We start from the raw sequence: 26943 nt of genomic DNA on the forward strand, positions 1-26943 counted from the left end.
GCCTACGAATAGTCGTAGAAGCCGCGACCGGACTTCCTGCCCAGCAGACCGCCCTCCACCATGCGCAGCAGGACCGGCGGTGGTGAGTAGCTCGGCTCCTTGAACTCGGCGTACAGCGCGTCGGCGATGGAGGCCACCGTGTCGAGCCCGATCAGGTCGGCCAGGCTCAGCGGGCCCATCGGATGGGAGCACCCCAGCACCATGCCCCGGTCGACGACCTCCGCGGTGGCGAACCCGGATTCCACCATCCTCATGGCCGCGAGGAGATAGGGGATCAGCAGGGCGTTCACCACGAATCCCGCACGGTCCGCAGAGTGAATCACTTGTTTGCCGAGCGTTCCGGTGACGAACGCCTCGGCGCGGGTCTTGGTCTGATCCGTCGTGAGGAGCGACCCGGTCAGCTCCACCAGCGCCAGCGCGGGAACGGGGTTGAAGAAGTGGACGCCGATGACCTGGCCGGGCCGGCCGGTCGCGCGCGCGAGCCTGATGATCGGAATGGACGACGTGTTCGACGCCAGGATGGCGTCGGGGGATTCCACGATCTTGTCCAGCGCGCCGAACAGGTCGAGCTTGGTCGACTCCGTCTCGGGGACGGTCTCGAAGACGATCTGCCGATCGCCGAGATCGTTGAGATCCGCGGTGAAGACGACGCGGCCCACCGCCGCGTCCCGTTCCTCCTCGGTGATCGTCCCCTTGCGCAGGCCGCGGTCGAGCGACCTGACCAGGCGCCGCCGCCCGTGGGCCACAGACGCCTCCGTGGAGACCGCCACTCGCACATCGAGGCCCGCGCGGGCGCACACGTCGGCGAGGCCGGAGCCCATCACCCCGCATCCCACGATGCCGATCCTGTCGAACTGGGTCATCTCGCCTCCCGTACTGCTCTGTTCGTCAAGCTCTGGCCGTCACATTCCGGTCGTCAATCTCTGGTCGCTAAAGCTCTGGTCGTCAACCTCTGGTCGCTAAGCTCCGGTCGTCCAGCGGAGCAGGCAGGCGCCCACCGACATGCCGCCGCCGAAGCCGGCGAGCAGGACGAGGTCGTCCTGTTTGAGGATTCCCGACCGATTCGCCTCGTCGAGCGCGACGGCCACGGAGGCGCTGCCCAGGTTGCCGTACCTCTCGAGGGTGCGCGGGGTGTGCGAGCCGGTGAGGCCGCAGCGCTCGACCAGCTCCGTCACCAGGCGGCCGTTCGCCTGATGGGGTACGAACGTGTCGATCTCCTCCAGCCCGAACCCGGCGCGGTCCACCAGGCTCTTCATCGCGGGCGGCACGTGCTCCAGCACGAACTCCGTCACCGCGCGGCCGTCCATTCTGAAGTAGTGCTCGCCGTCCGCGACGGTCTGGGGCGAGGCCGGATGCCTGCTGCCGCCCGCCTTGATGCCGATGAGCCGGTGATCGGCACCGTGGCTGGACAGCTCGAAGTCGATGAACCCCGAGGACTCGGGCACCGCGCCGACGATGGCGACGCCGGACCCGTCGCCGAACAGCACGGAGGTGCGGCGGTCGGTGAAGTCGAGCTGTCTGCTGTACAGGTCGGCGCCGATGACCAGGGCGTAGGCGTCCGGGCGGCGCGCGATGAGACTGTCGGCGATGGCGAGCGCGTACACGAATCCGCTGCAGACGACGTTGATGTCGAAACAGGCGGCGGCACGCGCGCCCAGCGCGTCCTGCACGAGGTAGGACGTCGGAGGCTGGGGGAAGTCGCCGGTGGAGGTCGCCACGATGATGTAGCCGATGCGGCCCACGTCGATGTCGGCGCGCCGCAACGCGTCCAGGCTGGCCTGTACGGCGAGGTCCGAGGTCGCCTCGTGCGCCGCGGCGTGCCGGCGGAACCCGATCTGCGTCTTGCGCAGGATCCACTCCGCGTCGACGCCTACCCGCTCCGCCAGGTCCTCGTTGGCGACCTCGTCCCCGGGGAGATACGAACCGGTCGCCAGGATCCCGGTAGTGTGTCCGGCCACTGTCAGCTCCGCCTTCTCCTGGAAGCCACGCCTACGCCAGCGCCGCGGGCGCGGCGTCCGCCAGGCCGCGCAGCGGATTGATCCGCTGCTCGCCGATCTCGGCGCGCCGCGCGGGGTCGGTGACGCCCAGTCCGGGCTCGGGCGCCATGCACAGCACGCCGACCTTGCCGATGTGGCCGTTGGTCTGCACCAGCCGGGTGGCCTCCGCGACCTCGTCCAGCGGATAGACGGTCGACAGGGTCGGCATCACCATCCCGAGGTCGAACAGCCGCACGCACTCCCGCACCTCCTGCAGGTTCGCCGCATGGCTGCCGATGATGCGCTTGAGGTGCATCCAGAGATACCGGTTGTCGTAGTGGTGCTGGAATCCGGTGCTGGAGCCGCAGGTGACGACCGAGCCGCCCCGGCGGGTCACGAACACCGAGGTGGCGAACGTCGCCCGGCCCACGTAGTCCATGACGATGTGCGGGTCCTCGCCGACCGCCGCGCGGATGGCCGCTCCCAGGCGCTTGCCCAGCGCGATCGCCTGTTCGGGCGTGCTGTCGACGTCGTCGGTCATCCCGATGTCGTTGCGGTTGATGATGACGTCGCAGCCGAGACTTCTCAGGATCTGGGCCTTCGAGTCCGAGCCGACGACGCCCACGGGGATGCCGCCGCCGTTCTTCACCATCTGCACGGCGTACGCGCCGAGGCCGCCGGCCGCGCCCCAGATGAGGACGATGTCGCCCTGTTTCATCCGGGCGCCCCGGGCGCTGACCAGCATGCGGTAGACCGTGCCCGCGCACAGCGTGACGCAGGCGGCCTCCTCCCAGGTCAGGTGCGCCGGCTTGGGCGCCAGCTGACTGGCCCGCGCCAGGGTGTAGTGCGCCAGTCCGCCGAAGTTGGTCTCGAAGCCCCAGACCCGCTGCTCGGCGCCGAGCATGCCGTCGTCGTGCGTCGCCGCTTCCTGGTCGTCGGCCTGGATCGGACTGATCACGACGTGGTCGCCGACGCTCCAGCGTCGCACGCCCGTGCCGACCGCGACGATGACCCCGGCTCCGTCGGAACCCAGCACGTGGTACGGCTGGTCGTGCCGCGCCGCGAACCCGCCGGCCCGGCCGAAGCGCTTGAGGAAGCCGAACGTCGGCAGCGGCTCGAAGGTCGCCGACCAGACGGTGTTGTAGTTGATCGAGCTGGCCATCACCGCCACCACGACCTCGTCCGGCGCGAGCTCCGGCATGGGCACCAGGCCGACGCGCAGCGATTTGCGCACGTCCTTGTCCTCCATGCCGGCGAACATCTCGGAGTCCTCGACCCGGAGGTAAGAAGCCGGATACTCCTTCGGCAACGCGATCTTCGCCAGGTCGCCGGGCGCGGCTCCGCCCAGCAGGGCCTCGGCCATGGGATCCATGTCACTCCTCTTGATGTGGTGGTCAGCCGGTCACAGCGGGATGTTGCCGTGACGGCCTCGTGCCGCCGAGGCCGCCGCGAGCGCCATGGCGAGCTTGGGCCGGGTCTGCGCGGGGTCGATCACTTCGTCGACGACGCCCAGCGCGACGGCGCGGGCGACACCTCCCGCGACGAGGGTGTGCTCGGCGACGAGCCGCTGCCGCAGCTCCGCACGCTCGTCGTCGTCGTGCGCGGCGGCCAGGCGCTTGCGGTGCAGGATGCCCACCGCCGCCTCCGCGCTCATCACCGCGATCTTCGCCTCCGGCCAGGCGAACACCGCGGAAGCGCCGAGCGAGCGGGAGTTCATGGCGATGTACGCCCCGCCGTACGACTGGCGCGTGACCAGCGTGACGCGGGGGACCGCCGCCTCGGCGAAGGCGTGCAGCAGCTTGGCGCCCCGCCTGACCACGCCACCCCATTCCTGGGTGACGCCGGGCAGGTAGCCGGGAACGTCGACGAGCACGATCAGCGGAATGCCGAACGCGTTGCACATGCGGACGAATCGCGAGGCCTTCTCGGCGCTCAGCGAGTCGAGGCAGCCGCCCATGCGCAGCGGGTTGTTGGCGATCACGCCGACGCTCCCGCCGGTCAGGCGGCCGAGGCCGACGACGACGTTGGGGGCCCAGCGCGGCTGGAGCTCCATGAACGGGGTGCCCTCGTCGAGGATCTCGCGTACCAGCGGGCGCACGTCATAGGCCCGCCGCGCCCGCTCCGGCAGCAGTGCGCGCAGGTCCTTCCCGGCCGTGGCGAGGTGGGGTTCGATGCGGGCGCGATGGGCCAGCAGCAGGGTCACCTGGCGAGTGGCCTCGTACGCGTCGCTCTCGGAGTCGACCACGATGTGCGCCACGCCCGACTTGCGGCTGTGCGTCTCGGCCCCGCCCAGCGACTCCATGTCGATCTGCTCACCGGTGACGGACCGCACGACGTCGGGACCGGTCACGAACATCCGGCCGGCCTTGGACATGATCACCACGTCGGTGAGCGCGGGACCGTAGGCGGCGGCTCCGGCGGCCGGCCCGAGGATGACCGAGATCTGCGGCACGCGCCCGGAGGCACGGGTCATCGCGGCGAACATCCGCCCGACACCGTCCATCGACTCCACGCCGTCCGCCAGCCGGGCGCCGCCGGAGTGCCACAGGCCGATCACCGGGCAGCCTTCGAGCAGCGCCGCGTCGATGGCCGACACGATCTTGTCGCAGCCCGCGGCGCCGAGCGCGCCGCCCATGTTGGCCGGATCGGTGCAGAAGGTGATCACCTTGTGGCCTCCGATGCGGCCACTGGCCGCGGACACTCCGCTGGCGTCCGGGTCATGCAGGGGCACCACTGAGTCGGCGTCGAGCAGCCGGGCCAGCCGTACGGCCGGCGCACGCTGATCGAGCGGGAAGTGTTCCTGCGTGATCGGTGTGGCGGTCAACGCCGTCTCCCGTTCTCATGCAGGGTTGAATTTATTGTTTCCCGCATGTTTCCTACCTCCAGCGCCAACGCTGAGGACTTTTCTGATGGATTCCAGCAGACTGCTGAAAATAGGCTTATCTACGCGCTATCCCCACACAACCCTTACCAGTCCCCCTAAGCGCCCTGTAGCGTTGCTGAGTGAGGGCGAACGGCCTCGTCTCGGGGCTGATCCGCGGCGATGTTTCGTGGGCGAAGCCACCACCGCTGCGATCATGTCCGCACGTCAGGCCCGATGCCGATCCGCATCCGGGTCGTCCGGCCGACGACGCAGGCCCTGCGGAGTGGGAACGTTCCGAAAAATAATGTCTTTATCTCATATTGCGCCATAGTTGCCGCTAGGGGGGGCGGTAGGGGTTGTTCCGTGCGTCTCCGGCAGCCAATCATGGTGCCGTCATTTCGACGTACGGCCAGATTTCCTATGTCTGAAAGGCATGCGCATGGAGATAGCCGAGCTTGGCGTGGAGAAAGCTTTCCTGATCACTCCGGACGTCCACTCCGACCACCGGGGAGTTTTCCTCGAAGTGTTCAGCCAGCCGGCGTTCGAGCGGGCGGTGGGCCATCGGTTGTCGGTCGCCCAGCTCAACTGCTCGCTGTCCCGGCGCGGGACCATCCGCGGTATGCATGCCATCGCGCTGCCGGGCCAGGCCCGTTATGTCAGCTGTGCGCAGGGGGGCATCGTCGACATCGTGCTCGACATCCGCGTCGGCTCGCCCACGTACGGCGAGCATGTCGCGGTCGAGCTGACCGCCGCGAACCGGCACGCCCTGTACCTGGCGGAAGGGCTGGCGCACGGGTTCGCGCCGCTGACCGACGAGGCGACCGTCGTGTACATGTGTTCGAGCACCTGGTCGCCGGGCTCTGAGGTCATCATCAACTCGCTCGACCCGGAACTCGGCCTGCCCTGGCCCACCGAGCCCGAGCCCGTGCGCTCCGACAAGGACGCGGCAGCGCCGTCCCTGCGTGAGGCCGCGAAGCGCGGGCTGCTGCCCACCATGGCCGAGTGCCGGGCGTTGTACGCCGAACTCGACGATCTCACGCTCACGAGGTGACGGCATGATCCCACTGTTCCGGGTGGCGATGTCTCCCGAGGCGCCGGCCATGGCCGCCCAGGTCATCGGCAGCGGCATGATCGGCCAGGGCGCCAAGGTCCAGGAGTTCGAGCGAGCGCTCGCCGGGCGGATCGGCCGGGACGAGGTGGTCACGGTCAACAGCGCCACGGCGGGCCTGCACCTCGCCCTGCACATGGTCGCCCGAGAGGATGCCGACGACGGCGGCGAGGTGCTGTCCACGCCGTTGACCATGGAGGCCACCAACTGGGCGATCATGGCCAACCGGCTGCGCGTCAAGTGGGTGGACATCGACCCGGCCACCCTCAACGTCGATCTGGACGACCTGGCCCGCAAGATCTCGCCGAAGACACGGGCGATCATGATCGTGCACTTCGGCGGCTACCCCCTTGACCTCGACCGCCTCCGCGAGATCCTCGACCAGGCCGAGGCCAGATTCGGCTTCCGCCCGCCGGTGATCGAGGACTGCGCGCACGCGTGGGGCGCGACCTACCGCGGCGCGCCCATCGGCAGCCATGGCAACCTGTGCGTGTTCAGCTTCCAGGCCATCAAGCACCTGACCTGCGGCGACGGGGGCGCTCTCGTCCTGCCGAGCGAGGAGCTGCGCCAGCGCGCCGAGCGGCTGCGCTGGTTCGGCATCGACCGTACGGCCGACCGGCTGCGCAACCCGCCGGACGTCACGGAGTGGGGCTTCAAGTTCCACATGAACGACATCAACGCCTCCATCGGCCTGGCCAATCTGGCGTGGGCGGAGGAGGTGGTGGCCCGGCACCGTGCCAACGCCGCCTTCTACGACAGAGAGCTGGCCGGCGTCCCCGGCGTCGAGCTGACCGAGCGGGCCGCCGACCGCCAGTCCTCCTTCTGGATCTATCCGATGAAGGTGGAGGACCGCGAGGGCTTCATGAAGCGCATGGACGAGGCCGGGATCATGGTCAGCAACGTGCACGAGCGCAACGACCTGCACACGGTCATGCGCCCGTACGCGTCGCTGCTGCCCGGCCTCGACCACGTGGCCCCGCGCGTGGTGTGCGTGCCCGTCGGCTGGTGGGTCACCGAGGAGCAGCGCGCGCACATCGCGGACACCGTCAGGCGGGGCTGGTGAGCGCGCCCGCCGCCGTACACAACGCAGGGCGGGCGGCGAAGGGCACGGTGCCGTTCGGGGAGCACCGGACCTGGTACCGGATCACCGGCGAGCCGGGCGGCGCGGGCCGTCCGGCCGTCGTCGTCCTGCACGGCGGCCCCGGCAGCACGCATGACTACCTGGTCGGCTTGGCCGTCCTCGCCCAGCACGGCTGGCCCGTCGTGCACTACGACCAGCTCGGCAACGGCGGCTCCACCCATCTGCCGGACAAAGGGGCCGAGTTCTGGACGCCGCAGCTGTTCCTCGACGAGCTGGACAACCTGCTGCGCCGGCTCGACGTGCGCGACGACTACGTGCTGGTCGGACAGTCGTGGGGCGGCATGCTGGCCGCCCTGCACGCCTCGGCCAGACCGGAGGGCCTGCGCGGCCTGGTGATCGCCGACGCCCCCGCCTCCTACCGGCTCTGGCTGAGTGAGATGCGGGTGCTGCGCGACCGGCTGCCCGACGGCGTCGACGAGACGCTGCGCCGGCACGAGGCCGCGGGCACGACCGACTCCCAGGAGTACTTCGACGCGATGATGGTCTTCTACAACCGGCACGTCTGCACCCTGGACCCCTGGCCGCGCGAGTTCGTCGCCACGTTCATGGAGATCTACAACGACCCGACGGTCTACTACGCGATGAACGGCCCCAGCGAGTTCCACGTGATCGGCTCGCTGCGTGACTGGGGCGTGGAGGACCGCGTCGCGGACATCGACGTGCCCACGCTGCTCATCTCCGGGCGGCACGACGAGGCCACGCCCGCCACCGTGCGACCGTACTTCGACCTCATCCCCGACGTGCGGTGGGAGGTCTTCGAGGAGTCCAGCCACACGCCGCACCTGGAGGAGCCAGAACGGTTCACCCAGGTGCTGATCGACTTTCTGAAGGGCCTGGGTGAGTGAAGTGGACATGCGGACCGCGATCGTCTTCCCCGGGATGGGACCCACCCGGTTCACCGACGTCGACGCGTTCATGCTCGGCGACCCCGTCGCGCGGCGGCTGGTCGCGCGCGCCGACGAGGTGCTGGGCTACTCGCTGGCCGACCGCTTCCGCGACTCCGAGGACGACTACTCGGAGGCGGCCCAGGTGGCGTTCCTGGTGAACAGCCTGGCCCTGGCCGAATGGGCCGAGCGGACGCTGGACATCGCCCCGCACGTGTGCGCGGGCCCGAGCTTCGGCGGCAAGGCGGCCGCCGCCTACTCGGGCGCGCTGTCCTTCCCCGACGCCGTGCGCATGACCGCCGAGCTGGCCCGCTGTACGGCGGACTACTTCGCGCACGAGCACCGTGACCTCGTCACCTGCTCCTTCGTCCGCGTTCCCGAGGACAAGCTGAGCGAGCTGCTGGCCGAACTGCGCGAGCAGGGCGAATGGCACGACATCTCCTGCTACATCGATCACGACTTTTACATGGTCTCGCTGCGGGAGCGGCGGGCGGCGTGGCTGGAAGGCAGGATCCGGGCGCTCGGCGGGCTGCCGCTGTACAGGATGCGGCCGCCCATGCACGCGGCCGTCCTGGAGCCGCTGCGCAAGAGGGCCGAGGAGGAGGTGTTCGGCGCTCTGCGCTTCACCGACCCGCGGCTGCCGGTCGTCGACGATCACGACGGGACGCTGCTCACCGGCGTGGCGGGCGTGCGGGCCATGGTGCTCGACGGCTTCGTTCGGCCGCTGCGCTGGCCCGAGGTGGTGGCCACGCTGCGGCGGCTCAACGTCACGAAGGTCGTCGTCAGCGGCCAGGACGCCATGTTCGGCCGGGTGCCGGTCACCACGCGGAGCTTCACCGTGGTCCCGGTGAACCCGAGGATGGCGGTACTGCCGCGGCCGTCGGTCCCGTCGGCCTGACGAGGCCCCGTGGACCTCGTCAGGCGCCGGTCGATCAGGCGGGCGGCCGGTCGGGCGGCGGTCGGTCAGGTCGCGGGAATCCCGGACAGGACTTTCCAGAGTGTGCCCGGAGTCGCGAACGTCTCCTTCGTCAGCGCCTCGTCCCTGAATCGCACGCCGTACGTCTCCTCGAGCGCGGCCAGCAGCTCGACGATGCCGAGCGAATCGAGGCCGAGACCGGGAAGATCAGCATTTTCGGCGAGCTTGTCATCAGGCGGCAGAAACGGCAGAAGTGGCCGCAGGAGTTCTTCGAATCGGGCATCCCACATGACAGCTGATTTCCTTTCTCCTTGTCGCGAATCTCCTTGTCGCGAATCTTCGGTTATCGCGAAAGAGCCCACGGCGCCGACGTTATCCGGCGGCAAGGCGAATGTCCATAATGGGTGGTTCAGATGAGCGCAGATTATTCGCGGCCCCTCTACGCGCATTTCCTGCGCGGCCTCGGTATGGCGCCCGAGCGGCCGGCCTTCCGGGCCGGGCCGGACACGGCGAGTTACGCCGAGCTCCATCGGTCGGCGCTGCGCTGGGCCGGCGCGCTGCTGCGGGCCTCGCCCCGCCCGCTCGGCGCCGTAGGGGTTCTGGCCGACAAAGGGGGCACGGCCTACGCCGGTCTGCTCGCCGGCCTGTACGCGGGCGCGGCCGTGGTGCCGCTCCAGCCCGACTTTCCGGCCGCCCGGACCCGCCAGATGATCGAGGCCGCCGGGGTGTCGGCGCTGATCGTCGATGACCGCGGCCGGAAGCGGGCGGCCGAGCTCCGCGCCCAGGGGGTGGACGTGCTCGTCCTCACCCCCGACGCGCTCGGCGGCGGGCGGGCTCTGGCCGCGCCGCGGCCGGTCGACCCCGACGACACCGCGTACGTGCTGTTCACCTCGGGGTCGACGGGCCGTCCCAAGGGGGTGCCCATCACCCACGGGAACACCGCGCACTACTTCGAGCTGCTGGCCGGACGCTACGACTTCACCCCTGACGACGTGTTCTCGCAGACCTTCGACCTGACCTTCGACTGCGCCATGTTCGACCTGTTCTGCGCCTGGGCCGCCGGCGGGACCGCGGTGGCCGTGCCGCCGCACGCGTACGGAGACCTGCCCCGCTACCTGGCCGAGCAGGGGATCACCGTGTGGTTCTCCACCCCCAGCGCGATCTCCCTGGTGCGCAGGACGGGCGGGCTCGATGCGGGCGCGATGCCGACCCTGCGCTGGAGCTTCTTCGCCGGAGAGGCGCTGAAGTGCGCGGACGCCGCCGACTGGCAGCGGGCCGCGAGCGCCTCCATCGTGGAGAACCTCTACGGCCCGACCGAGCTGACGATCACGATCACCGGCCACCGCTGGTCGGGGGAGACCTCGCCCGGTCGCTGCGTCAACGGCCTGTCCCCGATCGGCACGGTGCATCCCGGCCACGGCCACCTCCTGGTGGACGAGGACGGCCGGACCGTCCACGACGAGGGGGAGCTGTGGATCACCGGGCCGCAGTTGACGCCGGGATACCTCGATCCGGCCGACGACAAGGGCCGATTCGTCGAGCGGGACGGCCGCACCTGGTACAACACCGGCGACCGCGTCCGGGTCGCGGACAACGGTGAACTCGTCTACCTCGGCAGAGCCGACGCCCAGATACAGGTGCACGGCTGGCGGGTCGAGCTGGCCGAGATCGATCACGCCGTACGCGGCGTCGCCGGAGTGGCGGACGCGGTCACCGTGAGTGCCGAAAAGGACGGCACCGCCGTGCCCATCGTGTTCTACACCGGCGTTCGGCTGCCCCCTACCGATTTCACCACGCGGCTCGTCGAGACGCTGCCGGCCGGTCTCATTCCGCGGCACTATCGGTATCTCGACGAGCTGCCGCTGAATCCCAACAGAAAAGTCGACAGAGCGGGTCTGCGGGAGCTGGCCGCGGGCCTGGTGGGTAAACGTGAGCGGGTCGCGGAAGAGGGGAGGGGCGCTTTAGGGGGGCGGTAGGGGTCTATTGGAAATCAGGGTTCGGGATAACTTTTCAGTGATTTGCTTTTTCATTGATCGACATTCCTGGAAATACCTTTTCCCACCTGGGCGGGAGGACGATATTGGACGGGACGCGGTTTCTTCGATCTGGCCTCATCCACGATCTGCTCGATGAGGCCATGGACGCGAGACCCGAGGGCGACGCGGTCCGCGACGCGCGCGGCGCGTGGAGCTACCAGCGGGTCGGCGAGCTCAGCCACGCCGTCGCCCGCCGGCTGGCGGCCAGTGGCGTGGGCCCGGGGGACCGGGTCATCGTCCAGCTGGCCAACCGGCGGGAGACGGTGCCCATCGTCTACGGCCTCTCGCGGCTCGGCGCGGTCTTCGTGCCGCTGCACCCCGAGATGAAGGCCTTCCATCTGCGCTCCGTCCTTCAGGACGCGGAGCCCACGCTGGTCATCGGGGGCGGCGAGGCCATGCGCGAGGTCGCCACCATGCCGGTGCGCGACATCGACGACTTCTGGCCCGAGGTCGAGGAGCTGGCGGGGCAACCGGCCGCGCATGAGCCGGCCGCGTACAAGTCGGCCGGACGTGAGCCGGCCGCGCGTGAGCCGGTCAAGGTCCTGCCCTCGGACGTCGCCATCCTGATCTACACCTCGGGCAGCACCGCCGCGCCCAAGGGGGTGATCTGCCCGCACGCGCAGGTGACCTTCGCCGCCTCGGCGATCAACGCGGTGCTCGGCTACGGGCCGGACGACGTGGTCTTCTGCCGGCTGCCCATGTCCTTCGACTACGGCCTCTACCAGATCTTCCTCGCCGCGCTCGGCGGCGCCGAGCTGGTCCTGGCCGAGGACGGATCCGACCTGACCCTGCTCGGCCAGATCAGCGACGCCGGCGCGACCGTCGTACCCGTCGTCCCGTCCCTGGGCGGCATGATCGCGACCCTGGCCCGGCGGGCGACCGGCTCGTTGTCGAAGGTGCGGATGTTCACCAACACCGGGGCCACGCTGCCGGAGGCGACCATCCGAAGCCTGCGCGCCTGCGCCCCCGGCGCTCGGGTGGTGCGCATGTACGGCATCACCGAGTGCAAGCGCGTCACGATCATGGAGCCGGAGCTCGACCGGGACCGGCCCGGCGCGGTCGGCCGTCCGCTGCCCGGCACCCGGGTGGAGATCCTCGACGGCGCGGGCCGCTCGTTGCCGGCCGGGGAGACCGGGGAGATCGTGGTCGCCGGTCCCAACGTGATGGCCGGTTACTGGCGCGACCCCGAGCTCACCGCGCGCGCCTACCGCCGCGACCCGGTCACCGGCGAGGTCCGCCTGCACACCGGCGACTACGGCCGGCTCGACCGGGACGGCTACCTGTACTTCGAAGGCCGCAGAGACGACATGTTCAAACGCCGGGGCGCCCGGATGAGCACGACCGAGATCGAGGCGGCCGCCATGGACGTCCCCGGCGTGCGCGCGGCCGTGGTGCTGCCCCCGGCCGACGGCCGTGACCTCGTGGTCTTCGTCGAGGCCGATCTGACGCCCAGCAGCGTGCTGAACGCGCTGAAACAGCGGCTCGAACCCGCGAAGGTGCCGGCCGCCTGTCATGTCCTGCCCCGCTTCCCGCTGACGCTCAACGGCAAGAACGAGCGCAAACAGCTGGCCCTGCTGCTCGACGGAGGTCACGCGTGAACTGGTACGCCGAGCTCGCCGCTCGCTACGGCTCCCCGCTGTACGTCTACGACCTGGACCGCGTCGCCACCGCGCAGAAGGACCTGCGTCAGGTCCTGCCCGGCGGGTTCTCGCTGTTCTACTCCTTCAAGGCCAACCCGCACCCGGAGATCGCGCGAGCGCTGCGCGACGGCGGCGCGCTCGCCGAGATCAGCTCGACCGGCGAGCTGAACGCGGCGTTCGCCGCGGGCTTCGACGGCTCCGAGGTGCTCCTCACCGGACCGGGCAAGACCACCGAGGAACTGGAGGTCGCCGTCGACGGCGGCGTCCGCCTGTTCTCCGTCGAATCGCCCACCGACCTGTGGCATGTCGGGCAGGTCGCCTCCCGGCGCGGCGTGCTCGTGGACTGCCTGCTGCGCGTCAACAGCGCCGAGCCCGGTGCCGCCACCAGCATCCGGATGACCGGTGCGCCCTCCCAGTTCGGCTTCGACGAGGAGACGATCCCCGCGCTGATGCCGGAGCTCCGGGCGGTGCCCGGCACGCGGCTGGCGGGGGCGCACCTCTTCTCCCTGAGCAACTCCAAGGACGAGGAGAGCCTCGTCGCCGAGTTCGACCACACCATCTCGGTGGCCGCGCGCCTGGAGCGGGAGACGGGCCTGCCGATCCGCCTGCTGGACATCGGCGGCGGATTCGCCGCGCCGTACCTCACAGGGGGAGATCGGCCCGTGTACGGCGGCCTGCGCGCCGGGCTGGAGACCGTCCTCGACGCGAAGTTCGCCGGCTGGCGGGCGGGCACACCCCAGATCGCCTGCGAGTCCGGCCGCTACCTGGCCGGCGACTGCGGAACGCTGGTCTGCACCGTGGTCAACGTCAAGGAGAGCCGCGGCCGCAGATTCGTCATCCTGGACGCCGGCATCAACACTCTCGGCGGCATGTCCGGCCTGGGCAGGCTCCTGCCGGTCTCGGTGGAGCTCAACGGTGCCACCCACGACGGCGAACGGTCGCCCGCGACCCTGGTCGGCCCGCTCTGCACCCCCGGCGACATCCTCGCCAGGAACGTCTCGCTGCCCCCGCTGGCCCCCGGCGACGTTGTGACCATCCCCAACGCGGGCGCCTACGGCATGACCGCGAGCCTCGTGATGTTCCTGGGCCACCCCGCGCCCATCGAGGTCGTCGCGCACGGCCACCAGGTGGTGTCCGTCTCCCGGATCGAATTCAACCGCAAGTACGAGTGACACCCCCCGGATCGACTTCAGCCGCGAGTACGAGTGTCACCCCCCCCGGATTGACGTCAACCGCAAGTACGAAATGACATGAGTGAGCGGAGTGTGTGTCTTGAGCGAGCAGCGTCGCTTCCTCGCCGACCTGGTGCACGACCTGACCGTCGAGATCCTGCGGACCGTGCTCCCAGACGCCCCCGACGCGGTGGATCCCCAGCGCGGCTTCAGGGAGCTGGGACTCGACTCGCTGGCCGCCGTCGAGTTGCACGACCGCCTGGCCCAGGCGGTCGGCGCCGAACTGCCGGTCACGATCGCCTTCGACCACCCCACCCCCGAGGCGGTCGTCGAGTACCTGTTCACCGAGGTGCTCGGGCTGGCCGACACGGAGGCGGCCGAAGTCGATCCGGTCACCGCCGGGGCACGGGCGGACGAGCCGCTCGCCATCATCGGCGTCGGCTGCCGCTATCCGGGCGGGATCACCACTCCCGAAGAGTTGTGGCGGCTGGTCGCCGAGAGCGGGGAGACCCTGACCGGGTTCCCCGTCGACCGGGGCTGGGACCTTGACCGGCTGTTCGACGACGACCCGGACGCGCCCAACACCACCTATGTCCGGTCGGGTCACTTCCTGCACGACGCCGGTGAGTTCGACGCCGACTTCTTCGGCATCAACCCGCGTGAGGCCGTCGCCATGGACCCCCAGCAGCGGCTGGTGCTCGAAGCGTCCTGGGAGGCGTTCGAGCGGGCGGGCATCGACCCGCGCTCGCTGCGCGGCAGCCAGGCCGGCGTGTTCATCGGCGCCGAGCCGCAGGACTACGGCCCCCGGCTGGACAAGGCGCCGGAAGAGGTCGAGGGCTATCTCGTGACGGGCAACGCCCCGAGCGTGGTGTCCGGCCGGATCGCCTACGCCCTCGGTCTCGAAGGGCCCACGCTCACCGTCGACACCGCCTGCTCCGCCTCCCTGGTCGCCCTGCACCTGGCCTGTCAGGCATTGCGCAACGGCGAGACCGACCTCGCGCTGGCCGGTGGCGTGACCGTGATGTCCACCCCCGGCACCTACACCGCGTTCAGCCGGCAGCGGGTGCTCGCCGCCGACGGCCGGTGCAAGGCGTTCGCCGCCTCCGCCGACGGCACCGGCTTCTCCGAGGGCGTCGGCATCCTCGCGATCGAGCGGCTGTCGGACGCGCGCCGCCGGGGCCACCCCGTGCTCGCGGTCATCCGGGGCTCGGCGATCAACCAGGACGGCGCGAGCAGCGGCCTGACCGCGCCGAACGGTCCCTCCCAGGAACGCGTGATCCGGCGGGCGCTGGGCAACGCGGGCCTGTCTCCGGCAGACGTCGACGTGGTCGAGGCGCACGGCACCGGCACCAAGTTGGGCGACCCGATCGAGGCGCACGCTTTGATGGCCACATACGGCCGCGACCGGGGCGAACGCGGGCCGCTGCATATCGGCTCCCTCAAGTCGAACATCGGGCACACCCAGGCGGCGGCCGGCGTCGCCGGTGTGATCAAGATGGCCATGGCCATGCGCCACGAGACGCTGCCGCGCACCCTGCACGTGGACGAGCCGTCGCCGTACGTCAACTGGTCCCTCGGCGCGGTCGAACTGCTCACCGAGAGCCGCCCCTGGCCCGCGGGCGGTGCCCCGCGGCGAGCCGGCGTCTCCTCCTTCGGCGTGAGCGGCACCAACGCGCACCTGATCCTGGAGGAGCCGCCTGTAGCAGCCACCCCGGATGGGGACGGCGGTTCGCCCCCGGCCGTCGTCCCCCTGGTGTTGTCGGGCAAGGCACCCGAGGCGCTGCGCGCGCAGGCCGCCCGGCTGGCGGCCCATCTGGCGGAACACGAGGACCTCCGCCTGGCCGACGTCGCCCACTCGCTGGTGACCTCGCGCTCGACCTGGCAGCACCGCGCGGTGGTCGCCGCCGGTGACCGGACCGACCTGCTCGCCGGGCTGACCGCTCTGTCCGAAGGCGAGCCCGCCGCCGAGGTGACCGAGGGCGAGGCCACCGCAGAGCGCCGCGTCGTCTTCATCTTCCCCGGCCAGGGCTCGCAGTGGGCCGGCATGGCGGTGGACCTCCTGGACACCTCGCCCGTCTTCGCCCGGAGCATGGCGGAGTGCGCGGCGGAGATCGAGACCCACGTCGACTGGCGGCTGCTCGACGTGCTGCGCGGCGAGCCGGGCGCGCCCTCACTGGACCGGCTCGAGGTCGTCCAGCCAGTGCTGTTCGCGGTGATGGTGTCGGTGGCCGCACTCTGGAAGTCGCTGGGCGTGCGGCCCGCCGCCGTCGTCGGCCACTCCCAGGGCGAGGTCGCCGCCGCGTACGTGGCCGGCGGGCTGTCCCTGGCCGACGCCGTACGCGTGATCGTGCTGCGCAGCCGCCTGTTCGCCGAGCGCCTGGTGGGCAAGGGCGCGATCGCGGCCATCGCCGCGGCGGCCGGTGAGGTGGAGAAACGGCTGGCCCGCTGGGACGGACGGCTGTCCATCGGCGCGAAGAACGGCCCTTCGTCGTGCACCGCGGTGGGTGACGAGCAGGCGCTCGCCGAGCTCGTCGCCGAGTATGAGGCGGAGGGCGTCCGCGCCCGCCTCCTGGCCAGCACCGTCGCCTCGCACTGCGACCAGGTCGACCCGCTGCGCGAGGAGCTGACCCGGCTGCTCGAAACCGTGTCCCCGACCCCGGGAGAGGTGCCGTTCCACTCCACCGTCACGGGGCAGGTCCTGGACACCGGCGAGCTGACCGCCGACTACTGGTTCCACAACGCCCGCCAGCCGATCGAGTTCCAGGCCGTGATCGAGGAGCTGCTCGCCGGGGGACACGACGCGTTCCTCGAAATGAGCGCCCATCCGGTGCTCGTGATGAGCGTGCAGGACACGATCGACGAGGCCGGGGCCGACGCGTTCGCCGGCGGCACCCTGCGCCGTGGGGAAGGCGATCTGCGCCGCGCGCTGACCTCGGTCGCGGAGGCGTACGTGCGTGGCGTGGCCGTCGACTGGGCCGCCCTCCTCCCCGGCGCGAACCTGGTCGAGCTGCCCACGTACGCCTTCCAGCACCGCCACTACTGGCTGGAGACCCGCACCTCGGCCGGTGACGTCGCCTCGGCGGGGCTGACCGACGCCGGCCACCCGCTGCTGGGCGCGGCCGTGACGCTCGCCGAATCCGGTGGCGCCCTCCTGACCGGACGCCTCTCGCTCCAGCTGCACCCCTGGCTGGCCGACCACGCCGCCGCCGGCACGCCGCTCCTGCCCGGCACCGCCTTCGTCGAGCTCGCCATCCGCGCGGGCGACCAGGTCGGCTGCGGCCTGCTGGAGGAGCTGACGCTGGAGGCCCCGCTGGTCGTACCCGAGCGCGGCGGGGTGTGGCTGCAGGTGTCCGTCGGAGCGCCCGAGGACGCGGGACGGCGCGGCATCACCGTGCACTCACGGGCGGAGGACGCCCCGGCCGACGCGCCGTGGATCCGCCACGCGAGCGGATACGTCGCCCCCGATGACGCCCCCGAGGTCTTCGACCTGGCCCAGTGGCCGCCGGAGGGAGCGACTCCCGCGGACCTCGACGGCCTCTACGACCGGCTCGCCGACGCCGGCTACGGCTACGGCCCGCTGTTCCAAGGGCTCAAGGCGGCGTGGCTGCGCGGTGACGAGGTCTTCGCCGAGGTCAGGCTGCCCGAGCAGGCGACCCGCGACGCCGAGCTGTACGGCCTGCACCCGGCGCTGCTCGACGCGGCGCTGCACGCGGGGTCGCTGCTGGACCCCGCCGACGATCGCCTGAGCCTGCCGTTCGCCTGGACCGGCGTGTCCTTGCGCGCCACGGGTGCGGCGGCCGTGCGCGTCCGGCTGTCGCCATCGGGCCCCGACACCCTGTCGCTGTGGCTGGCCGACGCCTCGGGCGCGCCCGTCGCCACGGTGGGCTCGCTGGTCTCGCGGGCGGCCTCGGCGCAGCAGCTCTCCGCTGCCTCGGTGGCCCATGGGGATTCGCTGTTCCGCGTCGAGTGGACGGCGGCGCCTGCCGCGCAGCCGACGCCGGCTCCGGCTGGGGGCGCCGCCGTGCTCGGGCCGGACCCGTACGGGTTGCGCCGGGCGGGCGTCGCGCGTGCCGAGTACGCGGACCTGGCGGCGCTGACCTCGTCGGATCCGCTCCCCGACACCGTGTTCGTGAGCTTCCGGTCGGACGACTCTGAACCGTTCGTGAAGCTCTCGCCGGACGGCTCCGCACCGGGAGAAGTGGTGGGTGGCGCGCGGTCGGCCACGCATCGGGCACTGGGGCTTGTACAGGCATGGCTGGCCGACGATCGGCTGACCTCGGTGCGGCTCGTCGTGGTGACCCATGGCGCGGTGGCGGCGGGGCCTGACGCGGAGGTACGTGACCTGGCGAGCGCGCCGATCTGGGGCCTGCTGCGGTCCGCGCAGTCGGAGCACCCCGGCCGGTTCGTACTGCTGGACCTCGACGACTCCGAGGTGCCGGTGCCCGCCGTGCCGGCGGCGCTCGCCGAGCCGCAGCTGGCCGTGCGATCCGGCGAGGTGCTGGTGCCCAGGCTGGCCCGCGCGGCCACCAAGGACACGCTGGCACTGCCCGTGGGCGTCGCGGAGTGGCGCCTGGACGCGGCGGTCAAGGGCAGCCTGGACGGCCTGTCCCTGGTTCCGTGCCCGGAGGCGGCCCGCCCGCTGGGGCCGGACGAGGTACGAGTGTCGGTGCGGGCGGCCGGTCTCAACTTCCGCGACCTGGTCGTCACCCTCGGCATGGTGCCCGAACACGGCGAGCCCATCGGTGGCGAGGTCGCGGGCGTGGTGCTGGAGGCCGGGTCGGCCGTGGCCGATCTGGTGCCCGGTGATCGGGTGCTGGGGCTGCTCGATGGCGCGTTCGGTCCCGTGGGAGTGACGGATCGGCGGTTGCTGGCTCCCATGCCCGCCGGTTGGTCGTTCGCGCAGGCGGCATCGGTGCCGGTGGCGTTCCTGACCGCCTACTACGGGCTGGCCGATCTGGCCGGTGTCCGGGCGGGTGACCGGGTGCTGGTGCACGCGGCCGCCGGTGGGGTCGGCATGGCGGCGGTACAGCTCGCCCGGTCGTTCGGCGCGGAGGTGTTCGGTACGGCGAGCCCCGGCAAGTGGGCGTCGACGACCCTGGACGACGCGCATGTGGCCTCGTCGCGGACGTTGGCGTTCGCGGCGAAGTTCGGCCAGGTCGACGTGGTGCTCAACTCGCTGGCCGGGGAGTTCACCGACGCCTCCCTGGACATGGTGTCCTCGGGCGGCCGGTTCCTGGAGATCGGCAAGACCGACCTGCGCGAACCCGGCCAGGTCGCCGACACTCACCCCGGCCTGCGTTACCTCCCCTACTCCCTGATGGAGGCCGGTCCCGACCGCCTGGGCGAGCTGCTGGCCGAGGTGATGGCCCTGTTCGAGCGGGGCGCGCTGGAGCTGCCGCCGGTCCGGGTCTGGGACGTGCGGCGGGCCGGCGAGGCGCTGCGGTTCATGTCGCTCGCCCGGCACACCGGCAAGATCGTGCTGTCGATGCCGCCCACGTTCGGCGGCGGCGGGACGGTGCTGGTCACCGGTGGCACGGGCGGCCTGGGCGCGCTGGTGGCGCGCCATCTGGTGTCTGTGCACGGCGTACGGGATCTGCTGCTCGTGAGCCGGTCCGGGATCTCGGCCGCCGGCGCGCCGGAACTGCTGGAAGAGCTGTCCGGGGCGGGCGCGCGGGTGCGCGTCGTGGCCTGCGACGTGGCGGATCGGGCAGCCCTGGCCGAGGTGCTGGCCGAGGTGCTGGCCGAGGTACAGGCCCCGCTGCGCGGGGTGGTGCACACCGCCGGGGCGCTGGACGACGGCGTGGTGGCCGCGCTGACGCCGGAGCGCGTGGACGCGGTGCTGCGGCCCAAGGTCGCCGGGGCGTGGAACCTGCACGAGCTGACGCGAGAGCTCGACGTGTCGGCGTTCGTGCTGTTCTCCTCTGCGGCCGGTGTCCTGGGCGATGCCGGACAGGGCAACTACGCGGCGGCGAACGTGTTCATGGACGCGCTGGCCGCGCACCGGCGCGCGCACGGCCTCGCCGCGGTATCGCTGGCCTGGGGCTTCTGGGAACAGCGCAGCAACATGAGCGCCCATCTGCAGGACGCCGACATAGCGCGGATGGAGCGGTCGGGTGCCCGCGGCCTGTCCTCCGAGGACGGGCTGGCGCTCTTCGACGCCGCTCTGACGGTGGACGAGGCCCTGCTGGCGCCGATCCGCCTTGACCTCGCCGCGATGCGCCGCGACCCCGCCGGGGTCCAGCCGATGCTGCGCGGCCTGGTCCACGCGCCCGCGCAGCGCAACGTCGCGGCGGGCGCCGTACCCGGCGGTGTCGCCTCCGCGCTGGAGCAGCAGCTGGCCGGGCTGCCCGAGAGCGACCGCGACCAGGTGCTGGTCTCCCTTATCCGGGCGCAGGCCGCCACCGTGCTCGGCCATGCCGACGCCGGCTCGGTGGACGCCGGCCGGGCGTTCAAGGAGCTCGGCTTCGACTCGCTGACCGCCATCGAGCTGCGCAATAGGCTCAACGCCGCCACCGGGCTGCGGCTGCCCGCGACGCTGGTCTTCGACTATCCGACGCCCGCCGCGCTCGCCCAGCACATCAAGGGCAGGCTGCTCGGCGCGGTAGCTCCCGTCGCGCCGGTCGCCGCCCCCGCCGCCTCGCTCGACGACGATCCGATCGTCATCGTCGGGATGGGCTGCCGCTATCCCGGCGGCGTCGACTCGCCGGAGGCGCTGTGGCGCATGCTCGCCGAAGGCCGGGACGCGATGTCGGAGTTCCCCGCCGACCGCGGCTGGGACCTGGAGCGGCTCTACGACCCCGACACCGACAGCGCCGGCAGCAGCTATGTGCGGGTGGGCGGCTTCGTGTACGAGGCCGGGGACTTCGACGCGGCCTTCTTCGGGATCTCGCCGCGTGAGGCCCTGGCCACCGACCCGCAGCAGCGGCTGCTGCTCGAAGCCGCCTGGGAGACCCTCGAACGCGCGGGCATCGACCCCGGCGACCTCAGGGGCAGCTCGACGGGCGTGTTCGTCGGCGCCTCCGCCACCGGCTACGGCACCGGGCCCGGGCCCCTGCCTGAGGAGGTGGAGGGATACCTGATCACCGGCAACTCCAGTTCGGTGATGTCCGGCCGCGTCGCCTACGCGCTCGGCCTGGAGGGTCCGGCCGTCACCTTGGACACGGCGTGCTCGTCGTCCCTGGTCGCGCTGCATCTGGCCTGCGAGTCGCTGCGCCGCGGCGAGAGCACGCTCGCGCTCGCCGGTGGTGTGACCGTGCTGTCCACGCCGGAGATCTTCGTGGAGTTCAGCAGGCAGCGGGGTCTGGCGCGGGACGGGCGTTGTAAGGCGTTCGCGGAGGCGGCGGATGGTACGGCGTTCGCCGAGGGCGTGGGTCTGCTGCTGCTGGAGCGGCTGTCGGACGCGCGTCGCAACGGCCACCAGGTGATGGCGGTCGTGCGGGGGAGCGCGGTCAACCAGGACGGCGCCAGCAACGGGCTCACTGCGCCGAACGGGCCGTCCCAGCAGCGGGTGATCCGCCAGGCGGTGGCCAACGCCGGGCTCGGCCTGGCCGACATCGACGCGGTCGAGGCCCACGGCACCGGCACCACGCTCGGGGACCCGATCGAGGCGCAGGCGCTGCTGGCCACGTACGGACAAGACCGTCCGGAGGATCGGCCGCTGTGGCTGGGCACGGTCAAGTCCAACATCGGGCACACCCAGTGCGCGGCCGGCGTCGCCGGTGTGATCAAGATGGTCCTGGCGATGCGGCACGGCGTACTGCCGAAGACGCTGCACGTCGACGCCCCGTCCTCGCACGTGGACTGGTCGGCGGGCGCGGTGTCGCTGGTGACCGAGGCGACCCCCTGGGAGGACCGCGACGGGCGGCCACGCCGGGCGGGCGTGTCGTCGTTCGGCATCAGCGGGACCAACGCGCACGTGGTGATCGAGGGTGTTCCCGCCGAGGAGCCGGTCCCCGCTGAGGTGCCGGTTGCCGATGTACCGGTGCCGGTGGTGGTCTCCGCGCGTGGCGCGGACGCGGTGCGGGCGCAGGCGGAGCGGCTGCGGGACTTCGTGGCGGCTGCCGAGGACGTGGGCCCCGCGCAGGTGGGGTACTCGCTGGTCAGAACGCGGTCGCTGCTGAGCCATCGGGCCGTCGTGGTGGCGGCCGATCGGGCGCAGCTGGTCGCGGGTCTGGCGCGGGTCGCCGAAGGGGCCGAGCCGGTCGACGTCGTGAGCGGTCCCGGGGACACCGAGGGCGCCGGGCTGGGCTTCATGTTCACCGGCCAGGGGAGCCAGCGGGTGGGGATGGGCCTGGAGCTGACCAGGGCGTTCCCCACGTTCAAGGAGCACCTGGAGGCGGTCGCGGCGGGCTTGGACCGCCATCTGGACGTGCCCCTGACCGAGGTGATGTGGGGCAGGCCGGAGCTTCTGGACCAGACGCTGTACGCCCAGACGGGGCTGTTCGCCGTGGAAGTGGCCCTCTATCGGCTCCTGGAGTCGTGGGGGATGGTGCCGGACTACCTGATGGGCCATTCGGTGGGCGAGCTCGCGGCGGCGCACGTCGCGGGAGTGCTGTCACTGGAGGACGCGTGCGCGCTCGTGGCGGCGCGGGGCCGGCTGATGCAGGGGCTCCCGCAAGGCGGGGCGATGCTCGCGGTCGCGACGGGAGAGGCAACGGTCGCCAAGCTGCTGGCCGAGCTCTCCGACGTGGCGGGCCAGGTGGAGATCGCCTCGGTGAACGGACCGGCCTCGATCGTGGTCTCGGGCGACGAGCCCGCGGTGGAGCGGGTGGCGGCGGAGTGCGGCCGGCGCGGGTTGAGGAGCCGGCGACTGCGGGTCAGCGACGCGTTCCACTCCCACCGCATGGAGCCGATCCTCGGCGCCTTCGGTGAGGTGGCCGCCGGACTGGAGTACCAGGACGCGGCGATCCCGGTGGTGTCGAACCTGACCGGTGAGCCGGTGTCACGGTTCTCGGCCGAGTACTGGGTGCGGCACGTACGGGAGCCCGTACGGTTCGCCGACGGCGTCGCCTTCCTGCGCGAGCGGGGCGTACGGACCCTCCTGGAGCTGGGTCCCGACGCCGTGCTGTCGGGGCTGGTACAGGAAGGCGCCTCGGAGCGGGAACTCGCGCCGGTCGCGGTGCCGCTGCTGCGGCGAGACCGGGACGAGGCCGGGCAACTGGTCACGGCCATCGGCCGGGCGTATGTGCGCGGCGCGGAGATGGACTGGGACACCTTCTTCGCCGGAGCCCGGCAGGTGGATCTGCCCACCTACGCCTTCCAGCGCCGGCACTACTGGCTGAAGCTCGCCCACCACGGCGGCGATCCCGCCTCGCTCGGGCTCGAAGCCGCGGCTCACCCGCTGCTGGGCGCCGCGGTCGAGCTGCCCGACACCGGTGGGTCGCTGTACACCGGCAGGCTCTCGCTCGCCGGCCACCCCTGGCTGGCCGATCACCGGATCCTCGGCACCGTGCTGGTTCCGGGCACGGCCTTCGTCGAGCTCGCCGTCGCGGCCGGTCACCAGGCCGGGTGCGACCTCGTCGAAGAGCTGACCCTGGAGGCACCCCTCGTGCTGGGGGAGCGGGACGCCATCACGATCGAGGTGATCGTCTCCGGAGCGGACGACTCGGGCCGCCGCACGGTGACCGTCTACTCGCGGGCCACCACGGGCGAACGGCCCTGGACCCGGCACGCGACCGGGACGCTCGCCGTCGCGGACCAACGCCCCGCCTTCGACCTGGCCGAATGGCCGCCGCCCGGCGCCACGCCCATCGACGTCGGCGACCTTTACGCGCGGCTGGCCGTCGAAGGCACCGAATACGGGCCCGCCTTCCGCGGACTGCGCGCGGCCTGGCGGCGCGACGGCGCGGTGTTCGCCGACATTGAGCTGCCCGACGGCGTGGTGGCGGACGCAGGCAGCTTCGGCCTGCATCCCGCGCTGTTCGACGCCGTGCTGCACGCCATCGGGCTGGCGACCGAGGATCCCCGGGACGGCAGGGCGATGGCGCCCGGGGATCCTCGGGTCGGCACGACTGCGGTGGCCGGGGATCCGCAGGGCGGCTCGGCGACGGTGGCCGAGCGTCCGGGGGGCGAGCGTCCGGGGGTTGAGCTGCCCTTCAGCTGGACCGACGTCAGCCTGTACGCGACCGGCGCCACCGCCGCCCGCGTCCAGGTGTCCGCCGACGGCTCGGGCGCGCCGCTGCTGACCGTGGCGGACGCGACGGGCGCGCCGCTGGCCAGCGTGGGCTCGCTGGCCATGCGGCCCATCTCCGGCGCCGGGCTCGGCGCCGGCCGGGGCGGGGCGGGCGCCTCGCCGTACCAGGTGAAGTGGACACGGGTGGCCGTCGGCGGCTCGCGCGACGACTGGGCGGTGCTCGGCGCCGACGACGGCGAACTGCTCACGGGCCTGCGCACCGCGGGACACTCCGCACGCGCCGTCCCGGACCTGGACGCGCTGGCCGCACTGACCCCGCCGCCGACAGCGGTGCTGGTCCGCGCCGGGCACGAGTCCGCGTCGGAGGATCCCTCGGCGGACGCGCGCGAGCTGACCGGCCGGACGCTCGGTCTGCTGCAGGGCTGGCTGGCCGATGAGCGCTTCGGCGCCGCCAGGCTGGTGCTGGTGACCGGTGACTCGGTGCGCACCGGTGCCGACGACAACACCCCCGACCTGGCCCACGCCCCCGTCTGGGGTCTGGTACGTGCGGCGCAGGCTGAGAACCCCGGCCGGTTCCTCCTCGTCGACGTGGACGGCACGGATGCCTCCTTCCGGGCGCTGCCCACCGTACTGGCTGGTCAGGAGCCTGAGCTGGCCCTTCGCGACGGCGACGCGCTCGCGCCACGGCTGGCCAGGACCGGCGAGGACGGCCTGCTGAAGCCGCCGGCCGGTGCGGAGTCCTGGCATCTGGAGATCACCGAGCCGGGGACGATCGACGCCCTGGCGGCGACCGCCGGCGACGCGGCCCGGCGGCCCTTGGAGGAGTTCGAGGTACGCGTGTCCATGCGGGCCTGCGGACTCAACTTCCGCGACGTCCTGATGGCCCTTGGCATGTACCCGGGCGAGGCGTCCATCGGCGGCGAGGGTGCCGGCGTGGTCGTCGAGGTCGGCTCCGGCGTCACCCGGTTCGCTCCAGGAGACAGAGTGTTCGGGCTGTTCGAGGGTGGTTTCGGGCCCTTTACGGTGACCGATCACCGGATGGTGGCGCACATGCCGGACGGCTGGTCCTTCGTGGACGCGGCCGCCGTGCCGGCCGTGTTCGCGACCGCCTACTACGGGCTGGTCGATCTGGCCGACCTTCGGGCGGGGGACCGGGTGCTGGTGCACGCGGCCGCCGGTGGGGTCGGTATGGCGGCGGTGCAGCTCGCGCGGTGGCTGGGCGCGGAGGTGTTCGGTACGGCGAGTCCCGGCAAGTGGGCGTCGCTGCCGCTGGATGAGGAGCATGTGGCCTCGTCGCGGACGCTGGAGTTCGCGGAGAAGTTCGGCCAGGTCGATGTGGTGCTCAACTCGCTCGCGGGTGAGTTCACCGACGCCTCCCTGGGCATGCTGGCGCCCGGTGGCCGGTTCGTGGAGATGGGCAAGACTGACATCCGGGACGTGGAGACGATCGCGCCCGGCGTCCGCTACGCGCCCTTCGATCTCTCCGACGCGGGGCCGGACCGGACCCAGGAGATCCTGACCGAGCTGGTGAAGCTGTTCGAGGAAGGCACCTTCGCACCCCTGCCGACCCGCGTCTGGGACGTGCGACGCGCGCCCGAGGCGTTCCGGTACATGGCGCAGGCCCGGCACACCGGCAAGATCGTGCTGACCGTGCCCGCGCCGATCGGCGGCGCCGGCACCGTGCTCGTCACCGGCGGTACGGGCGGGCTCGGCGCGCTGGTGGCCCGGCATCTGGTGGCCGCGCACGGCGTACGCGACCTGCTGCTGGTCGGCCGCAGGGGGCTCGACGCGCCGGGCGCCGATCGGCTGCGCGCGGAGCTCACTGAGCAGGGGGCCCGCGTCGAGGTCGCGGCGTGCGACGTCGCCGACCGCGACGCGCTCGCGGAGCTGCTCGCGGGCCGTTCGCTGACCGCGGTCGTGCACACGGCGGGCGTCGTGGCCGACGGCGTCATCGGCTCGCTCACGGCCGAGCAGATGGACACGGTCTGGCAGCCCAAAGCCCACGCAGCCTGGCATCTTCACCAACTCACGAAAAATCTGGACCTGTCGGCGTTCGTGCTCTTCTCCTCCTCGGCCGGCACGCTCGACGCCGCCGGGCAGGGCAACTACGCGGCGGCCAACGCCTTCCTCGACGCGCTGGCCGCGCACCGCAGGGCGGCCGGTCTGCCGGGCCTCTCGCTGGCCTGGGGCATGTGGGCGCCGGAGGTGGGCGGCATGACCGCCCAGCTCGGCGAGGCCGATCTGCGCCGGCTGCGTCACTCGGGCCTGCTGCCGCTGTCGGCCGAGGCGGGGCTGGCGCTGTTCGACGAGTCGCTCGCGCTCGACGAGGCCGCGCTGGTGCCGATCCGGCTGGATCTCGCGGCCGTGCGGTCGCGGGAGGAAGGGCCACCGCCGATGCTCCGTGGCCTGGTCACCGCCCCTGTCGGGCGGGCGCCCGCCACGGCCTCGGTCACGGCCCCCGCCGCCGCGCCCGTCTCGTTGACGGACCGGCTGACCCCGCTGTCCAGGGTGGCGCGTGACCGCATGCTGCTGAGCCTGGTACGCACACACGTCGCCGCCGTTCTCGGCCACGACACCGAGGACCCGGTCGATCCGGTGCGGGGGTTCAAGGAGCTGGGGTTCGACTCGCTGACCGCGGTCGAGCTGCGCAACCGGCTGAGCGCGGCGGCGGATGTACGCCTGCCCGCCACGCTCGTCTTCGACTACCCGACGCCGGAAGCCGTGGCCGCCTTCATCAAGACCGAACTGCTCGGCGGCGACGACACGGCCGCCGAACCGCTGGAGGCCGAGCTGGCCGAGCTCGAACAGGCGCTGGACAGGCTCGTACCGGATCCCGACGGGCACGCGCGGATCACCGCCCGGCTCAAGTCGCTCACGGCGAAGTGGGCCGAGGCGCACGGCCGGACGGAGGATCCGGCGGAGCCGACGCTCGAATCGGCCAGCGCCGAAGAACTTTTCAACATTCTCGACAAAGAATTCTGATGCCATGTCATGGCCGCCGACAAAGAGTCCGATTTTCCGTCCCGAGTACCGTTCATGCCACCGAACCATCCCTGAAGAGGAGGGCACGGATGG

Annotated in this window: 13 protein-coding genes; 8 read left to right on the forward strand and 5 right to left on the reverse strand. The window is 71.8% G+C overall.

Annotated elements, in window-relative coordinates; genetic code table 11:
* Positions 1-2 precede the first annotated feature (2 nt).
* The 4 genes from AB0L53_RS29700 to AB0L53_RS29715 all read right to left on the reverse strand — a co-directional run bounded on the left by AB0L53_RS29700 (position 3) and on the right by AB0L53_RS29715 (position 4800).
* A complete protein-coding gene (locus AB0L53_RS29700) occupies positions 3-863 on the reverse strand; it encodes a 3-hydroxybutyryl-CoA dehydrogenase (RefSeq protein WP_357951440.1) in 861 nt (286 codons plus the stop codon).
* A 96-nt stretch (positions 864-959) separates the two neighbouring features.
* Entirely contained in the window at positions 960-1958 is a 999-nt protein-coding gene (locus tag AB0L53_RS29705) for a ketoacyl-ACP synthase III (protein ID WP_364000537.1), read from the reverse strand.
* A gap of 31 nt (positions 1959-1989) precedes the next feature.
* Complete coding sequence (gene ccrA / locus AB0L53_RS29710) at positions 1990-3348, reverse strand: crotonyl-CoA carboxylase/reductase (protein WP_364000540.1); 1359 nt, start codon at positions 3346-3348, stop codon at positions 1990-1992.
* Positions 3349-3378: 30 nt separating this feature from the next.
* A complete protein-coding gene (locus tag AB0L53_RS29715) occupies positions 3379-4800 on the reverse strand; it encodes a carboxyl transferase domain-containing protein (RefSeq protein ID WP_364000543.1) in 1422 nt (473 codons plus the stop codon).
* Between the two features lie 478 nt (positions 4801-5278).
* On the opposite strand from AB0L53_RS29715, the gene rfbC reads away from it, so the two are divergent.
* The 4 genes from rfbC to AB0L53_RS29735 are packed head-to-tail and all read left to right on the forward strand — an operon-like array spanning position 5279 to position 8870.
* The gene (gene rfbC / locus AB0L53_RS29720; RefSeq protein WP_358549867.1) at positions 5279-5890 is read left to right on the forward strand and encodes a dTDP-4-dehydrorhamnose 3,5-epimerase; all 612 of its coding nucleotides are present in this window, start codon (positions 5279-5281) and stop codon (positions 5888-5890) included.
* A gap of 4 nt (positions 5891-5894) precedes the next feature.
* Positions 5895-7010, forward strand: a complete 1116-nt coding sequence (locus AB0L53_RS29725; protein WP_364000546.1) for a DegT/DnrJ/EryC1/StrS family aminotransferase — start codon at positions 5895-5897, stop codon at positions 7008-7010.
* Complete coding sequence (locus tag AB0L53_RS29730; RefSeq protein WP_364000549.1) at positions 7007-7933, forward strand: proline iminopeptidase-family hydrolase; 927 nt, start codon at positions 7007-7009, stop codon at positions 7931-7933. The genes AB0L53_RS29725 and AB0L53_RS29730 overlap by 4 nt, the downstream gene beginning before the upstream one ends.
* Entirely contained in the window at positions 7926-8870 is a 945-nt protein-coding gene (locus AB0L53_RS29735) for an ACP S-malonyltransferase (RefSeq protein WP_364000552.1), read from the forward strand. Before AB0L53_RS29730 ends, AB0L53_RS29735 begins: the two co-directional genes overlap by 8 nt.
* A gap of 65 nt (positions 8871-8935) precedes the next feature.
* Here AB0L53_RS29735 and AB0L53_RS29740 read toward each other — a convergent pair whose 3' ends face one another.
* Positions 8936-9178, reverse strand: a complete 243-nt coding sequence (locus AB0L53_RS29740) for a phosphopantetheine-binding protein (RefSeq protein ID WP_357951452.1) — start codon at positions 9176-9178, stop codon at positions 8936-8938.
* A gap of 123 nt (positions 9179-9301) precedes the next feature.
* Here AB0L53_RS29740 and AB0L53_RS29745 point away from each other — a divergent pair, with 123 nt between their 5' ends.
* The 4 genes from AB0L53_RS29745 (at position 9302) to AB0L53_RS29760 (ending at position 26850) form a co-directional block, all read left to right on the forward strand.
* Positions 9302-10864 (forward strand): AMP-binding protein, encoded by a 1563-nt coding sequence (locus tag AB0L53_RS29745; protein WP_364000555.1) that lies wholly within the window; start codon positions 9302-9304, stop codon positions 10862-10864.
* Between the two features lie 161 nt (positions 10865-11025).
* Positions 11026-12522: an AMP-binding protein gene (locus AB0L53_RS29750; protein WP_364000557.1), complete on the forward strand. Its 1497-nt coding sequence runs from the start codon at positions 11026-11028 to the stop codon at positions 12520-12522.
* Positions 12519-13736: a type III PLP-dependent enzyme gene (locus AB0L53_RS29755; RefSeq protein ID WP_364000560.1), complete on the forward strand. Its 1218-nt coding sequence runs from the start codon at positions 12519-12521 to the stop codon at positions 13734-13736. Before AB0L53_RS29750 ends, AB0L53_RS29755 begins: the two co-directional genes overlap by 4 nt.
* A 100-nt stretch (positions 13737-13836) precedes the next feature.
* On the forward strand, positions 13837-26850 hold the full coding sequence (locus tag AB0L53_RS29760) for an SDR family NAD(P)-dependent oxidoreductase (protein ID WP_364000563.1): 13014 nt from the start codon (positions 13837-13839) through the stop codon (positions 26848-26850).
* Positions 26851-26943 lie beyond the last annotated feature (93 nt).

Origin of the sequence: Nonomuraea sp. NPDC052129 (assembly GCF_040680095.1) — a bacterium.
In the GTDB taxonomy this organism is placed as follows: Bacteria; Actinomycetota; Actinomycetes; order Streptosporangiales; family Streptosporangiaceae; genus Nonomuraea.

Bases quoted from the DNA above. Each gene is read 5' to 3' on its own strand.
- AB0L53_RS29700 (WP_357951440.1), bottom strand. From the start codon at position 863: ATGACCCAGTTCGACAGGATCGGCATCGTGGGATGCGGGGTGATGGGC.
- rfbC (WP_358549867.1), top strand. From the start codon at position 5,279: ATGGAGATAGCCGAGCTTGGCGTGGAGAAAGCTTTCCTGATCACTCCG.
- ccrA (WP_364000540.1), bottom strand. From the start codon at position 3,348: ATGGATCCCATGGCCGAGGCCCTGCTGGGCGGAGCCGCGCCCGGCGAC.
- AB0L53_RS29740 (WP_357951452.1), bottom strand. From the start codon at position 9,178: ATGTGGGATGCCCGATTCGAAGAACTCCTGCGGCCACTTCTGCCGTTT.
- AB0L53_RS29750 (WP_364000557.1), top strand. From the start codon at position 11,026: ATGGACGCGAGACCCGAGGGCGACGCGGTCCGCGACGCGCGCGGCGCG.
- AB0L53_RS29745 (WP_364000555.1), top strand. From the start codon at position 9,302: ATGAGCGCAGATTATTCGCGGCCCCTCTACGCGCATTTCCTGCGCGGC.
- AB0L53_RS29725 (WP_364000546.1), top strand. From the start codon at position 5,895: ATGATCCCACTGTTCCGGGTGGCGATGTCTCCCGAGGCGCCGGCCATG.